The following is a 15,717-nucleotide window of genomic DNA, read 5'->3' on the forward strand; positions in this document are numbered from 1 at the left end:
TAGAAATTAAATGTATAACGTTATATATGGACATTACAAAAGAAGATAAAATTATCCGCGCATTTGAAAACAAAACATGGCAGGAAATTAAAGTAAAGGACTCTTGGCAGATTTTTAAAGTGATGTCAGAGTTTGTGGATGGGTTTGAGAAATTGGCAAAAATTGGCCCCTGTGTTTCAATATTTGGATCAGCACGTACCCCACGCGAACACAAATATTATCAAATGGCGGTAGATATTGCTAGCTTATTGACGGAACGCGGTTATGGTATTATCTCCGGCGGTGGACCGGGTATTATGGAGGCAGCCAATAAGGGCGCTTACGAATCTGGAGGTAAGTCTGTTGGCCTAAACATTGAATTACCATTCGAGCAATTTCACAACAAATATATTGACCGCGATAAATTGCTTGAATTTAAATACTTCTTCGTCAGAAAGGTCATGTTTATGAAGTATTCTCAAGGGTATATTGTTATGCCTGGAGGTTTCGGAACCATGGACGAACTGTTTGAAGCAATCACACTGATTCAAACCGGTAAAATTGCACGTTTTCCAATCGTATTGGTCGGCTCTGAATATTGGAAAGGGTTAATAGATTGGGTTCAAAATACGATGATTTCAAACAAATATATCAGTGAAGAGGATTTAAAACTATTTCGAATTGTGGATACGGCCGAGGAAGCAGCTGATCATATTTTCCGATTCTACGATAAATACTTGTTGAAGCCAAACTTCTAAGAAGCACTTCTTCAAAAAAAGGAGTATCTGTTGATTCGGATACTCCTTTTTTTTGTCTATTCGAAGCTGCTTTCCTTTGTAAAATATGCGTTTAGCTGCTTAAAGCCAGCTTTTATTTATTAAAGTTGCATTATTCATAATTTAGTCCCTACATTTATAGCGCAATTAGCATTTCACGTCGTATAACCATAGAAAAACAAATTATTGTCTTGCATGAAAGATTTTGGAGGCCATTCAGATGAAGAGTTGATCGTGTTGATTCAACAAGACGATAGCTTAGCTTTCGAAGCTTTGTATGATCGCTATTGGAAAACGCTTTATTACCAGGCTGCCCGCAAAACAAATTCACTGGAAGATGCGCAGGAAATTGTACAAAATATCTTTACTTCACTTTGGCTGAGACGCCATCAACTCCAAATTGAGAGCAATCTCGCCTCCTACCTCGCTGTGGCCGTAAAATACAAAGTATTTAAATATCTCGCACAACAATACAAACAGGAAGCTTTTAAGCATGATACGGAATGGGTGGATTTTGATAACTCGACGGAAAATTGGCTCCAGTTTGAAGAGCTTCGTGTTCGGCTAGATCAGCTTGTTTCGGAACTGCCTGAAAAATGCCAGCTTGTCTTCAGATTATCCCGCGAAGAAGGACTCTCCTATAAGCAGATCGCTGAAAGTATGAACATCTCTGTGAAAACTGTCGAAACCCAATTAAGCCGTGCCTTAAAAAAAATACGCACTGGTATTCAGCGCTTTCTGATTACTTTGTAATTTTTTTTCTCTTCTTGTCAGGGTGTCAGCCCAATTTAGGGACTCTATATATAAATAACCTCTAAATATGGTTGATCATAATCAATTCCGGATAAAGCAATTGGCTTATAAATGGCTTCAAGGCACATGTAGCCCTGAAGAAGAGGCCGAACTGCAACAATGGTATGAAACAAGTAATGGCGAACCTCTCCCTATCCCCGAGGAGCTCGCAACGGATGAACAACAACTCAAAGAGCTGTTATTCTTACATATCAAGCAGGAAATCCAAGCGTCAAAAATCAAGCGAATTCCAAAATGGGTGAAATTGAGTGGAATAGCTGCTGCTTTAGCACTGTTATTTATACTACCCCTTTACCTTGTTAAAAGAACAACCGGAGACACCCCGCTGGTAGCTGTGAAGCCGCTACAGCAAGTTCATCCGGGTATTAAGGCAGCTGTATTAACTTTAGCTGATGGAACTAAAATTGACCTTTCTGCCCACCAACAGAGCGTTCTCCATCAGGATGAACAGGTGAAAATTGTTACAACTGCTTCCGGAACCGTGCAATATCAATTTACGGCCAGTAAGAATACTACTGCTAGCCGTACCAATACCATTGAAACGCCGATTGGAACAGAGTATACGATCATTTTGGCCGATGGCAGTAAGGTATGGCTAAACGCTGGCTCCGTGCTGACATTTCCTGAATCTTTTGCGTCAAATAGCCGTGAAGTAAAATTATCTGGTGAAGCCTATTTTGAAGTCAGCCACGATAGTAATCGACCATTCTATGTGCGATCGAATGAACAAACCATTCGCGTATTCGGAACACATTTTAATGTAAGCTCCTATCCAAATGAAAACAATAAAACCACACTTATAGCAGGCTCTGTACAAGTCTCGCAATTCGGCAAGTCAAAAATGCTGAAACCTGGTCAAGCAGCATTTACCGCAGGCGGGAATCTTATCGTAGCAGAAGCCAATATCGAAGAAGCAATGGCCTGGAAAAATGGCTTTTTCTATTTTGAATCGACACCAATAAAAGATGCACTCGCTGCCATAAAACGCTGGTACAATGTAGATATTGTCTATAAGGGAACAAATGAAAAGCGTGAGCTGACAGGAAAAATAAAACGTAATTCAACGGCCCAGCAACTGGTTGAGACCCTTAACTTCCTGGATATAAAATGTCGATTGCAAAACAATAAAATTGAAGTTGAACTCTAAATTATTTAATATAAAACAAACTTACCCAACTAATTATGTATAAACTTAAAACCATCCAGGGGGCTGGTAAAAAGGCAAAACTATTTGCTGCTTTACTCGCTATCCAATGCGTTTCCCATGCAAATAATTTGGCGATGGCGAATGTAAACCAAACTAAAATCAAGTTACAAGACAAGGAATACACTTTGGCAAAGTTTGCTAAAGAGATCGAGCGTCAGAGTTCTTATGTGTTTCTGTACGATAACTCGCAGATTAATGATAACCAAAAAATCCGAATAAACCATAAAGATGGTTCTATTGTTGAAATTCTGGATGACAACCTGAAAGAGCTATCGTATTCTTATAAAATTGTCAACAACACCATTGTCCTAAAAAGGAAAACAGATGATATGCCCTTAAGAAACACGATCAATGTACAACAGCTTGTCAAAGGGCGCGTTTCCGATAGCGATGGTAAAGCATTAACAGGGGTCACAATCCGCAATACAACAACAGGTAAACAAACGGAAACAGACAGTAAAGGTGAATTCTCGATTGAAGCGACCTCTACACATCAACTGAGCTTTAGTTCGATAGGTTATGAGACTATCAGTAGTACGGTAGGTTCCAATAGTTACCTCAATATACAGATGAAAACTGCCAACAACCAACTGGAGCAGATCGTTGTGGTCGGTTTTGGAACACAGAAAAAAAAGGACATCACGGGAGCCATTGCAACCATGAGCACAAAGGATATTGAAGATCGCCCTGTGACCCAATTGGCGAGTGCCATGGAAGGTAAAATGGCGGGGGTAGAAATTGTAAAATCCTCCGGACAACCGCAAGCTGGCTTCTCCATTCGTGTCCGTGGAACCTCAACAATTACTGCAGGTAGCAACCCATTATACATTGTAGATGGTGTTCCTACAGAAAATATATCGGAGCTCAATCCATCAGATATTCAAAGCATTTCGGTCTTAAAAGACGCTGCTTCTGCCGCTGTCTACGGATCGTCAGGAGCCAATGGCGTGGTGTTGATTACGACCAAAAGAGGAACAAACGGTAAGACACAGGTAAATTTCGAAACCTATCAAGGATTTTCAGCCATCAGAAAAAAGCCTAGCGTTCTAAATGCGGTACAATATAGAGAATTAATGACTGAGATGGGAGAAGCCTTGGATTGGTCGAAATATACCGCTGATACGAACTGGCCAGATCAGCTATTCCGCACCGGTCACAGCCAAAAATACCAGGCTTCAGTACGCGGTGGAGATGAAAAGACAGGGTTTTACATCTCTGGATCTTATCAAAAAGATAATGGTACAGTCATCACAAATACAGTAAACAAGGTCAATTTCAAGGTTAATTTGGATCATCAGATCAATAAAATCTTTAAAGTTGGAACAAGCTTATCTTACAACCGTTGGTACGACGTGGACATTACCGAGAACTCCCGAAATGGAGTCATCATGAATGCTTACCTGGGCTCTCCAGTAATCGGCATATATGGCGATAAAGGTGCTTTCACAGTAGATCCATTCTATACGGATCTTGACAACCCCGTTGCATTGGCAACAGGCAACGAGCACAGCTATATCAACAACAGATTTACAGGAAATGCCTTTGTGGAAGCCAATATCCTACCGGGACTAAAATTCAAATCGCTGTTTGGGTATGAGAAATTTAACAACCAGTACCGCACTTTTGTGGATCCGTTCCGCACGACAGAGGGTAGAAAATATAAAGGAATGGCGACGCTCCAGCAGCAGGATAATCAGTATTGGATGTCCGAAAATACATTAAACTATGACAGAACTTTTAGTGATAAGCACCACTTCACAGGTTTACTAGGTTATATCACCACTAAAACACAAACAACAATCTCAAATATCGCTACCCAGAATTTTGCTAATCCAGCAATTCATACCGTCAATGGAGGTTCAATGATTACGGCGATGCCAACAGCGATAGATGCTGCTGTATCCACTGTCTCCGGCATTGCAAAAATCGGTTATGATTATAACGACAAGTACTTATTTACAGCCAATCTGAGAGCTGACGCGTCATCTGTATTCGGGCCTAATAACCGTTGGGGTTACTTCCCTTCTTTCTCTGCCGGCTGGCGTTTATCCAATGAAGATTTCTTTAGTTCGCTGAAAAACACGGTAAACGATTTGAAAATCCGCGCTAGTTGGGGTAAGGTTGGAAATAGCCAAATCCCGGCCTTTTCCTATCTTGGTTTAGTTGACGTCACGGGATCGTACAATATCGGCGATCAGGTTGTACCGGGGTATACACCTGCTACCTTGGACAACCCCAATCTAAAATGGGAAACAACAAACCAGACCGACATTGGTGTGGATGCCAGTTTCTTTAATTCCAGATTGATATTTGGTGCAGATTATTATGCAAAAAAGACTGTAGGCCTACTTCTCAACTCAAGAGTTCCGTATAGTTCCGGTTATAGAACTGCGCTGAAAAACCTCGGCGACCTACAGAATAAAGGTTTCGAATTCGAATTGAGTAGCCGAAATTTCGTTCACGATTTCAAATGGAATACAACAGTCACCTTTGGGCTCAATCGCAATAAAGTACTGAATATTGATGGCGGAACCTACTATGACGGAAATATTGATGGCCGTGGCAATAGTACGATTGCAAAAGAAGGGGTTGCATTGGGATCATTCTGGGGTTACGTCGCGAAAGGCGTCAATCCAGAGACCGGAGATATGATCTATCAGATGGCCGACCCTGAAGCAGGTCTTCAAACGAGTGATATGGCTATCATTGGTAATGCTACACCAAAATTCTCTTATGGCATGACAAATGATTTTAGTTATAAGAACTTCAGCTTTTCTTTTTTCTTACAGGGTGTACAGGGAAATGATATCCTTAATGCGACACGTATTTATACAGAGGGTATGTGGGAACCGAGAAACCAAAGTACTGCCGTATTAAACAGATGGACAGTCAATAACAAAAATAGTACTATGCCGCGTCCGGATCTAAATAATACAGATGACAACTACAATTCACAGATTTCTTCCCGTTTTGTAGAGAAAGGTTCCTACCTCAGGGTAAAATCGATGACCTTGGCCTATACCCTACCTAAACAAGTGCTTGAAAGATGGAAGCTCAATAAGGTCCGTCTTTATGTGACAGGCGAGAATCTGTTAACATTCACAAAATACTCAGGTCTAGATCCTGAGGTAAGCATGTATGGGGGAACTAACCAGGAAACCGTGAGCTCCAATATGGCGCCGGGCATCGATTTTGGTACTTCGCCGCAGGCACGCACCTTTATTGTTGGTATAAACCTAACTTTTTAACCTTTTAGCTTACAAACAATGAAATCAAATAGATATACGTCATTAGCCATCGCCTTATTGGCTTCTCTTGCTCTAAATTCCTGCAAAAAGTTTTTAGATCTTCAGCCTACCTCCACGGTAACGAGTGAAAATGCCTATCTCACCGGAGACAATATTGAGAAAGCATTAAACGGGGCCTATAATTCTTTTATAGGCAATGGTACCCGCCCAGGAAGCAATGCCAATTATTATCAATGGGAGATGATTTTACAGACCGATATCCGTTCGGACAATGCGCATGCGGCCGGCGGTGGTGAGATAGACTTTGCACAAATTGACTATAATACGATTACGAATACCAATGAAATGGTACGCAGGGATTGGGAAGAACTGTATGGAGCAATCTCAAAATGCAATATCGTTATCGACAATGTTGGTAAAGTCACAGATCCTACTTTTTCGGATGAAAGACGCAAACAAATTCTTGGAGAAGCTTCATTTTTAAGAGCCTTCCATTATTATCAATTGGTCAAACTTTACGGTGGTGTCCCCTTGGAAAAACACTCCAACAGTACAGATTCGGAAGTATTACGCATCAAGCGATCAACTGTAGAGGAGGTTTATGATTTTATAGATTCGGATCTACAAGTGGCAGCAAACAATCTTCCCGATGGATTTGGACAGCCCTCTATTGACAAGGTTAGAGCTACAAAAGGTGCTGCAAATGCCTTGCTGACAAAGATATGGGCGCAACGCCCTGATCGGGATTACAATAAGGTATTGCAATACGCCAATGCAGTGATCACTGGAAAAGGTGGCTATCAGCTCCTTCAAAACTATGCGGATCTTTTTGACGGTAAACATAACTATAACAGTGAATCCATCATAGAGATTCCCTATATCGCCGGCAGTCCCAATCTAAGCTGTTGGGGTGGCGCATTCTTTTTCCCGGATCTTGATGAAAATGGCCAAATCAACGAAAACGAATGGCGCCGGTATGGCACACCTTCGAAAGATCTTGTCGAAGCTTATGACAACGCTGGCGACACTGAACGAAAGAATGCCAACATCTGGTTTTTCTCTGTGCCTTGGGCAGATGAGTTCTGGAACCCTTGTGGAGATGCCGATACAGAAATCCCATTTAATGTAAAGCAAAAACATGCCAACAGCTTCCAAAGTGGCGATCATTTTTACCTTTTGCGGCTTGCGGACATCATTCTGCTTAAAGCAGAGGCTCAAAACGCCTTGGGAAATGCTTCTGGTGCGCTAAACACTATAAACATCATACGTCGTCGCGCAGGGCTCTCCGATTTATCCGGTGTCAGCTCCAGTGCACTGAAGGCCATCATTCTTAACGAGCGCCGATTGGAACTTGCTTTCGAAGGTCAACGTTGGGATGACTTAAATCGTTATGGTGTCACAGTAGATGTAATGAATAAATTAAATGAAATAAAATTTACATGCGATAACGGCAAACAGAGCAACCCTACGTTAATTAAGTATAATTTTAACCAAAATAGCCTGCTCCTTCCAATACCATTATTGGAACTGCAGGCAAATCCGAGCCTGACTCAAAATCCAGGCTATTAATTAGACCAAGCATTAGGCTGTTCAAAAGATTGATTCCTTGAACAGCCTTTTTTACGAATATACTTTATTATGACTCGTTTTAAATCACTGGATATTTTCCGTGGGTTTACACTCGCGGCGATGATTCTCGTCAATAATCCCGGCAACTACCACCATGTATTTCCTCAACTTGAACACTCCATCTGGCATGGATGTACGTTTACAGATCTTATATTTCCATTTTTCTTATTTGCTGTTGGAAACTCGATGGCATTTTCTTTAAAAAATATCGATCAACAGGCTCCATCAGCCTATTGGCAAAAAGTTGCGAAAAGAACAGGCATCCTTTTTATGCTGGGCATCTTTTTAAATGTTTTTCCTTTTGTTGAATGGAATAGCCTTCATCAGCTGGAATGGATTCCATTTGCCAAGTACAGGTATTTCGGCGTACTGCAACGTATCGCTATCTGTTATTTCAGTTGCGCCATGTTAGTATATTATTTTAAAGATAAAGGCGCAATTATCATCGGTACGGCATTTCTCTTGTTCTATTGGTTGATTTGCTACTATAGTAATCCATCGGATCCTTATAGTTTGGACGGCTGGTTCGGAACTGCACTTGATATTCGAATCTTCGGTGCGTCCCATCTCTATCACGGCGAGGGCACAGCATTTGATCCAGAGGATATCTGGAGCGTTTTACCGGCCATCAGTCAAACAATATTCGGGTATATTACCGGAAAGTACATTATTCAAAAACTGACAGGAAAAAGGGAGCTGATGAACCTATTTATCGTAGGTCTGTCCTTTATCCTGATTGGCTATCTATGGTCATTTGTTTTTCCTATTAATAAGAAGATCTGGACCAGCAGCTACGCCGTATTCAGCACTGGAATTGCACTCTCTTTTCTCGGTATATTAATCTATCTTATCGAATTTCAAAACATCAAAGGGATAATTTACACTGTCCTTGACGATTTCGGTAAGAATACACTATTTATCTATTGTCTTAGCGGCTTAATCCCCACGATTTGTTCTTTTATTCTCATCGGGGATACACATCAAAATCTTTGGAACTTAACCTACCATTTCCTGTTTGATAGCTGGCAAAACCAACGATTATCCTCAGCCCTTTTTGCGCTGCTATTTGTCGCTTTGAATTGGTTGATCGCATATTGCCTACGGAAGAAAAAAATCTATATCAAAATCTAGGTCAAGGTGCCATTGGCTTAAAATAGGCAATCTGAATAATAGGAATAAAAAAAAAAGGGCCAAGGCCCTTTTTATATATAAAGATATGGATAAGATATACCGCAGCTACTTTTAGAAAACGCCCCATCTTTGTTTTACTATTTCGCTATTACAGTATGCTGACACTAAAATAGCTTAAACTAACTACACAGAGAAAAAACTTAGGGGGACAAAAGGGGGACAAACGATAATATGTTTAAAACCAATAAATTAAAAGAGTTTTAAATTTTAAAAAATTATCCATTTTATCTTTGCCAATCAATATGTAAGGAGGATTCCCGGTCAAATTCCAGTTAAGAAGTAATAAAAAAAAGAAAACCTGAGGTTGGGAGCCCCAGGTTTTAACTAACCAATTATTAACCTAAATTATGAAAAGTCTTTTTTTATATTTTACATAAATAATATTTCAACTATTGGACCAAAATATGCCACTAATACGTATTTCACATTTCTTTAACAGATTACTGAGATTGAAATGACCAAACAGAGCCATTAACAAAATATAACGTAAAAATCCTCCACTCAGACAAAGTTAAAAAGGTTATTCGGAGACATTTTGTCATAAGATAAATTGGGTTCTGCTGCAACAGCGAGGAGCGTAGATTTTGTTAGGAAATGTACTTTATTAGGCTGCCTTTCTGCGGCCATTTTGACCAATTCCATCATGTAGTGATTACTTTGATATTTATTGACCTGCCTTTTTATGTCTTCAAGCTCGTTACATTGACAATATTGGTCAATATAACCCATTCCATAAAAAAGACCATTTTCAATGACGATACAGCTTTTTTCATCGGAATTACGTCCTTTATCGATCAGGACGTAAGACGGTCGCTCCCTAAGCCACTCCTCAATACAACGTTCAACTCTCGTATTATGCAGGATTCGGTCAGGCAAATCATTCTTTTTTATGGATTTCGTGGTCAGGCTGGCATGACCAAACTGACAAAATTGCGGATTAATATCCCCCTCCCGAATAAATGTTTGCAGCAATTGAATCGCATCATATTCACGTTGAAACAATTGGATACACGCTTGTCCCTTTATTATCTTCCCAATAGCCAGGTGGAGGTAGCCATTTTGATCCTCATAAGAGAACAAACCGAATTTGGGTTCATATCGCTTAAGCGCCCGATTATATTTTGGCCAAAACCTTTTAATCTCTGCACATTCCAAAAGAAGTGCCATAAGCTCTGTGCCACAGCATTCGTAACTTATATGATGAATTTCTTTTAAAAAATTCTGCCTTTGTGCTTGAATATTATTTCCCGTAAAATGGGACAATACTCTTTTTTTGATATTTACGGCCTTGCCAACATAAATAACTTTTCCAAGTTTGTCATGAAAATAATAAACTCCGGCCTCATTAGGCAATTGCTCATACTCTGACGGATTTAAATGCGGGGGAAAACGTTGGTCTAGTGCTTTATGTTTAATCATATCCTGAAAGACCTGCTCGGTATCCAGCGCTTTTAAATAAGCAAAAAGAATAGCCGTTGCATTGGCGTCACCGCCCGCACGATGCCTATTTTCAATAGGGATATCTAAATAATCACATAGACGTCCTAAACTATAGGATAATAATCCCGGCTTTATTTTTCGTGCATAGCGTACCGTACATAATTTTATAGCTGACCACTCGAAGCCCGATTCCTGAAGTTGAAATCGGATGAATGAATAGTCAAAATTTACATTATGTGCAACAAAAATACGGTCTTCAAGCATTCCATAAATATGTTCGGCTACTTCATCAAATAATGGAGCATCCTTTACCATCTCATTATCGATGCCAGTAAGTGCAAAAATCGAATTCGGAATTTCTTTCCCTGGATTAACCAATGTTTCCCAACGTTCCAACACTTGATTACCATCGTGAATAACAATGGCAACCTCCGTAATCCGACTTGATTTTGCATTGCCGCCTGTAGTCTCTATGTCCACAATGGCAAACTCTTGTTTTTTGCTTTGATTTACACTCATAACGCAAAGCAAACATACTAAAAATATTAGCTATTCAAAAAAAAATCCCCGCACTTTTACAAAATACGGGGAAACCAATTATATAATCCAAATAATGAAAATAGCAATTTTTAGAAGCTACCTGAAGATACGACAATAATTAACCAAATGATTAAAACAACAGATTTATTACAAAACTACGATCCACCCAGCGAAAACTGTTCATGTTATATATTGTTGAATTTTGTTTATTTTGTAATTTCCTTTAATTATCTTCATGCTCATGGAAGTAATACAAAAAAATAACGACAAACATGGTAGCTTTGAGGTTATCGATCAGGAAAATTCCGTTGCACAAATGACATACACTTGGGCTGGCCCTACAAAATTCATCATAGATCATACAGAAGTGGGCTCCGAGTATGCTGGGAAAGGGCTAGGCAAACAAATGTTAATGGCAGCAGTTGCTTATGCCCGCAGAGAACATTTAAAAATTATGCCACTATGTCCATTTGCAAAATCAGTTTTTGATAAGGATCCCACATTAGCCGATGTACTTTTTTAATACCTCTCCTAATAATGAGAAAAAGGTTAGGCTTTTTTCAAAGAAAACCTAACCTTTTTTTATCAACAACAATATACTTTACAGTATATTTCTTAATCAATTTTTGTTGCTATTTTGTTTGTCAACTTAAATATCAGATCAGCTGCCAATTTGGCTGTTCTGGAATCTATGTCAAAATAAGGGTTTAATTCGGCAAAATCGACAGATCTTATATTGGGTAGATCTAAAAGAATATCATAAATTGTAAAAAATAGCTGATCCGGGACAATACCGTTAAATGCCAATGCACTTACTCCCGGCGCATAGGCTGCTGCGAAAGCATCAAGATCAATCGTCAAATACACATAATCCACCGATTTGGAGAAACGAACAATTTTTTCCCTAATTAAATCAAGCTTTTCAATGATCAAACTCTCTCTTTCAATAATCTGCACATCCTTCTCTTTGGCATAGTCCAACAATCCCTTGGTGTTACTAATTTCCTGAATACCAATTGCTAAGTAATGAAATGGCAAATCAGCTTTAGACTGATCCTGCTCGATTTGAAAGAAGCCCGTTCCAGAATTTCCTTTGCCATCCTCCAATGGACGGATGTCTAAATGGGCATCCAAATTAATAATGCCAAGACTTTGATTACGACTCTTTAAAAATTCTTTAACACCCAAATAATGGCCATAAGCTACTTCATGGCCACCACCTAAGATGACTGGAAATCCTTCTTGTTCGAGAATACAATTTAAAGCAGCCCCTAGCCCCTGCTGAGACAACTCTAAATCATTGTCTTTTAAAAGTATATCACCACAATCTTTAAGTTTTAGTTTATCAGAAAAATGGACAGGAAGGTTTGTTAATACATTCCGGAGTGCTGTCGGTCCATCTTTGGCCCCTACACGACCTTGATTGCGTGCAACACCCTCATCGCTACAGAATCCGAGAAAAGCAATGGACTGCCTTAAATTGGGCTGCTCGAGAAGATCAACACAATCCATTAATTGATGCCAACGCATCCATTCACGATCCTGGCCATCGATACGCCCCTTCCAGACCGCTTGGTCTCCTTTGTTATATATTTCCGGATTATTCAACAATAAGTTCATTCGCCCAGATTAAATAATTGTTCGATAATATCGTCATCTACAAGTTGCGCGCGCGTAACCTGCAATGTGGAATTTCTCTCCATTGCACGATCTAGCGCCTGATTAGCTTCCTTATTTCTAGCCCAGGCGCGCCTGGCAATCCCATTATTCACATCAAAATACAGCATCGTTTCCAATTTAAAAGCTGCTTCTGCAGAGCCATCTAGCAGTAGACCGAAGCCACCGTTGATGACTTCACCCCAACCGACTCCACCGCCATTGTGAATAGATACCCAAGTGGCCCCCCGGAAACTGTCGCCAATGACGTTATGAATAGCCATATCTGCTGTAAATTGACTGCCGTCGTAGATATTACTGGTCTCCCGATAAGGTGAATCGGTACCGCTCACATCATGATGGTCTCTTCCCAAAACAATAGGTGCTTCAAATAAGCCACTTTTTACGGCTTCATTAAAAGCCTTTGCTATGGCAATACGTCCATTGGAATCTGCATAAAGAATACGCGCCTGAGAGCCAACTACAAGTCTATTTTTACCAGCTTCTTTAATCCATTGAATATTATCTTGCATCTGCTGCTGAATCTCCACAGGGGCTTCTTTTCGGAGCTTTTCTAAAACTGTCATGGCTATTTCGTCTGATTTTTGAAGATCCGAAGCCTTTCCAGACGTACAAACCCAGCGAAAGGGTCCAAAACCATAGTCAAAACACATTGGACCAAGAATATCCTGTACATAAGATGGGTAGCGGAATTGATCCTTTTTATCATTCCAAACCGCTGCACCAGCACGACTGCTCTCCAACAGAAACGCGTTACCGTAATCAAAGAAATAGGTTCCTTTGGCTACATGCTTATTGATGGCATCGACATGTCGTATCAAGCTTTCTTGGACACATCGCTTAAACCGGTCAGGATCGGTCGCTAACAACGCATTGGATTCTGCAAAGGTCAACCCCATCGGATAATAGCCTCCAGACCAAGGATTATGTAATGATGTTTGATCAGATCCTACCGTGATGTGGATATTTTCGCGATCAAAGGCTTCCCACACTTCGACAATATTACCGATATAGGCGAAGGAAATTGTTTCCTTTTGATCCATCGCCAACTGCACCTGTTCAACGAGTTCATCGATGTTTTCTATCAATCGGTCTACCCAACCCTGTTCATGGCGTTTTCTTGCCGCAGCGGGATTTATTTCAGCGCATACGGTGATACAGCCGGCAATATTACCGGCTTTGGGCTGTGCACCACTCATTCCTCCCAACCCAGAAGTCAAAAATACCTTGCCATGAATTGAATCTCCCTTTGCCAAATGTTTCCGGAAAGCGTTCATGACAGTAATTGTGGTGCCATGCACAATACCCTGCGGACCAATATACATATAGGAACCTGCTGTCATCTGCCCATATTGTGTAACACCCAAGGCGTTAAAACGTTCCCAGTCATCCGGTTTCGAATAGTTTGGAATCATCATGCCATTGGTTACAACAACACGAGGTGCATGTTGTGCGGAAGGGAAAAGCCCCATTGGATGACCACTGTAAAGATGTAACGTTTGTTCATCTGTCATCTGCGAAAGATACTGCATGGTGAGGCGATATTGCGCCCAATTTTGGAAAACAGCTCCATTCCCGCCATAGGTAATCAGTTCATGGGGATGTTGTGCTACAGCTGGATCGAGGTTGTTCTGAATCATCAACATAATAGCCGCCGCCTGCTTACTCACTGCTGGATAATCATCTATTGGTCGAGCATACATGGCATATTCGGGTCTAAAACGGTACATGTAGATTCGGCCATAGGCACGAAGCTCCTCTAAAAACTCAGGCGCTAAAACGGCATGCCATGGTTTCGGGAAATAACGCAATGCATTCCGTAGGGCCAGCTTTTCCTCCGACTTGGTGAGAATATCCTTTCGTCTGGGCGCATGACTTATTGTATGATCTCGTTCTACTTTTGGAGGTAATACGGTCGGAATACCTTCCGCAACCTCGCGCTTAAATGTATCTTCCATGTTATTATATTGAGAATACTTCCTGACCATTTTTCCATACTGCCGTAGGCTGCAAGCTTCCTTGGTAGTAAGTAATATCCTGATAATTATCTGTTTTAAATAAACTGAAGTCTGCTTTCATGCCCTTGGTCAATACGCCGCGATCCGACAGATTTAAGGCTTTTGCAGCACGGTAGGTTAGTGCTGCAAGCAGCTCAGCATTCGTCAACTTTTCTGCTGTTGCCAAAATACTCGCACTCGTCAGTAACTGTCCCATGGGCGCGGAACCTGGATTCCAGTCACTTCCTATTGCCAAACATGCCCCTGCATCCAGCAACTTTCTAGCAGGTGTAAAACCACATCCGAGGCCAATGGAGGCTGCAGGCAGCGCCACAGCAACAGTAGCTGAGTGTGCGATGAGTTCTATTTCAGCCGCAGTTGATGCTTCAAGATGATCCGCAGAATGCGCACCGAGTTCTACAGCAATCTGACTTCCCGAAGTGGTAAACTGATCGGCATGAATCGTCAGATCAAAACCCATTGCTTTTGCTTTTCGTAAATAGGCCACAACGTCTTCCCCCTGAAAAGCCGTTTTTTCGATAAATGCGTCAATCCGATTCGACAGCCCTTCTGATTTCAATAGGGGAAAAAGATCTGTTGTGATCAGATGAAGATATTCTTTTGCCGATCCGTCGAAGTCCCGTGGGAGCATATGTGCCGCCAAACAAGTTGGAATAAGGTCTGATGCCGTACGACGATCCGATTCCTGAATGACCCGTAATATCTTAAGTTCTTCTTTAACATTGAGACCGTAACCACTTTTAACTTCAATTGTTGTGATTCCTTGCCTTAATAGAAAATTTGCGCGCTGGATGGTGAGATCAATCAATTCTTCGGCGTTACAATCCCGCGTATGGGAAACGGTGCTCCAGATCCCACCTCCTGCCGCTGCAATCTCCAGGTAGCTTGAGCCCGCATTTCGAAGGGCGAAATCATTCGCTCGATTACCGGCAAAAGCAATATGTGTATGGCAATCAATAAAGCCTGGCAGAGCGACCTGATCTCCTTCTACAAGTACAAGTGCCGCCTCCTTTCCCCATTGCAGTTGTAGTTGCTCAAAATCCCCTACTTCCAATATATGATTACCTGCTATTAAAATACCACCTTCTTTAATAATAGCCAATTGTTTATCGTGGAGTGCCCCATTTTCGGGCATATTTGACATCGTTAATACCTGCCTAAAAGGTCCAACTAATTTCAGCTCTTTTTCCATCATTCTT

11 protein-coding genes are annotated in these 15,717 nt (G+C 40.9%); 7 read left to right on the top strand and 4 right to left on the bottom strand.

Annotated elements, in window-relative coordinates:
- Window positions 1-32: 32 nt before the first annotated feature.
- The 6 genes from ACLCDV_RS14170 (at window position 33) to ACLCDV_RS14195 (ending at window position 8,783) form a co-directional block, all read left to right on the top strand.
- Window positions 33-737 (top strand): TIGR00730 family Rossman fold protein, encoded by a 705-nt coding sequence (locus ACLCDV_RS14170; RefSeq protein ID WP_075994812.1) that lies wholly within the window; start codon window positions 33-35, stop codon window positions 735-737.
- Window positions 738-950: 213 nt separating this feature from the next.
- Entirely contained in the window at window positions 951-1,508 is a 558-nt protein-coding gene (locus tag ACLCDV_RS14175; RefSeq protein WP_317666384.1) for an RNA polymerase sigma-70 factor, read from the top strand.
- Window positions 1,509-1,575: 67 nt separating this feature from the next.
- Window positions 1,576-2,715, top strand: coding sequence for a FecR family protein (locus tag ACLCDV_RS14180; RefSeq protein ID WP_411971458.1), 1,140 nt, complete (start codon window positions 1,576-1,578; stop codon window positions 2,713-2,715).
- Window positions 2,716-2,750: 35 nt separating this feature from the next.
- Window positions 2,751-6,023 carry a TonB-dependent receptor gene (locus ACLCDV_RS14185; RefSeq protein ID WP_411971459.1) on the top strand — a complete coding sequence of 1,091 codons (3,273 nt, stop codon included), beginning with the start codon at window positions 2,751-2,753 and terminating at the stop codon, window positions 6,021-6,023.
- Window positions 6,024-6,041: 18 nt separating this feature from the next.
- Window positions 6,042-7,592, top strand: coding sequence for a RagB/SusD family nutrient uptake outer membrane protein (locus tag ACLCDV_RS14190; protein ID WP_411971460.1), 1,551 nt, complete (start codon window positions 6,042-6,044; stop codon window positions 7,590-7,592).
- A gap of 69 nt (window positions 7,593-7,661) precedes the next feature.
- Window positions 7,662-8,783, top strand: a complete 1,122-nt coding sequence (locus tag ACLCDV_RS14195) for an acyltransferase family protein (protein WP_411971461.1) — start codon at window positions 7,662-7,664, stop codon at window positions 8,781-8,783.
- A 561-nt stretch (window positions 8,784-9,344) separates the two neighbouring features.
- Here the strand turns inward: ACLCDV_RS14195 and ACLCDV_RS14200 are convergent.
- Window positions 9,345-10,802 (bottom strand): exonuclease domain-containing protein, encoded by a 1,458-nt coding sequence (locus tag ACLCDV_RS14200; protein ID WP_317666374.1) that lies wholly within the window; start codon window positions 10,800-10,802, stop codon window positions 9,345-9,347.
- A 262-nt stretch (window positions 10,803-11,064) separates the two neighbouring features.
- Here ACLCDV_RS14200 and ACLCDV_RS14205 point away from each other — a divergent pair, with 262 nt between their 5' ends.
- On the top strand, window positions 11,065-11,346 hold the full coding sequence (locus tag ACLCDV_RS14205; protein ID WP_317666373.1) for a GNAT family N-acetyltransferase: 282 nt from the start codon (window positions 11,065-11,067) through the stop codon (window positions 11,344-11,346).
- A 92-nt stretch (window positions 11,347-11,438) separates the two neighbouring features.
- Here the strand turns inward: ACLCDV_RS14205 and hutG are convergent, their stop codons facing one another.
- The 3 genes from hutG to hutI are packed head-to-tail and all read right to left on the bottom strand — an operon-like array spanning window position 11,439 to window position 15,713.
- On the bottom strand, window positions 11,439-12,443 hold the full coding sequence (gene hutG, locus ACLCDV_RS14210; protein ID WP_317666372.1) for a formimidoylglutamase: 1,005 nt from the start codon (window positions 12,441-12,443) through the stop codon (window positions 11,439-11,441).
- A complete protein-coding gene (locus tag ACLCDV_RS14215; RefSeq protein ID WP_411971462.1) occupies window positions 12,440-14,458 on the bottom strand; it encodes a urocanate hydratase in 2,019 nt (672 codons plus the stop codon). Before ACLCDV_RS14215 ends, hutG begins: the two co-directional genes overlap by 4 nt.
- A gap of 4 nt (window positions 14,459-14,462) precedes the next feature.
- Window positions 14,463-15,713, bottom strand: a complete 1,251-nt coding sequence (gene hutI, locus ACLCDV_RS14220) for an imidazolonepropionase (protein WP_411971463.1) — start codon at window positions 15,711-15,713, stop codon at window positions 14,463-14,465.
- Window positions 15,714-15,717: the final 4 nt, after the last annotated feature.

This window comes from Sphingobacterium sp. Lzh-3 (assembly GCF_046764375.1).
In the GTDB taxonomy this organism is placed as follows: Bacteria; Bacteroidota; Bacteroidia; order Sphingobacteriales; family Sphingobacteriaceae; genus Sphingobacterium.

Coding starts and splice junctions, on each gene's coding strand:
- ACLCDV_RS14205 (WP_317666373.1), top strand. CDS start 11,065: ATGGAAGTAATACAAAAAAATAACGACAAACATGGTAGCTTTGAGGTT.
- ACLCDV_RS14190 (WP_411971460.1), top strand. CDS start 6,042: ATGAAATCAAATAGATATACGTCATTAGCCATCGCCTTATTGGCTTCT.
- ACLCDV_RS14175 (WP_317666384.1), top strand. CDS start 951: ATGAAAGATTTTGGAGGCCATTCAGATGAAGAGTTGATCGTGTTGATT.
- hutI (WP_411971463.1), bottom strand. CDS start 15,713: ATGATGGAAAAAGAGCTGAAATTAGTTGGACCTTTTAGGCAGGTATTA.
- hutG (WP_317666372.1), bottom strand. CDS start 12,443: ATGAACTTATTGTTGAATAATCCGGAAATATATAACAAAGGAGACCAA.
- ACLCDV_RS14215 (WP_411971462.1), bottom strand. CDS start 14,458: ATGGAAGATACATTTAAGCGCGAGGTTGCGGAAGGTATTCCGACCGTA.
- ACLCDV_RS14195 (WP_411971461.1), top strand. CDS start 7,662: ATGACTCGTTTTAAATCACTGGATATTTTCCGTGGGTTTACACTCGCG.
- ACLCDV_RS14180 (WP_411971458.1), top strand. CDS start 1,576: ATGGTTGATCATAATCAATTCCGGATAAAGCAATTGGCTTATAAATGG.
- ACLCDV_RS14200 (WP_317666374.1), bottom strand. CDS start 10,802: ATGAGTGTAAATCAAAGCAAAAAACAAGAGTTTGCCATTGTGGACATA.
- ACLCDV_RS14185 (WP_411971459.1), top strand. CDS start 2,751: ATGTATAAACTTAAAACCATCCAGGGGGCTGGTAAAAAGGCAAAACTA.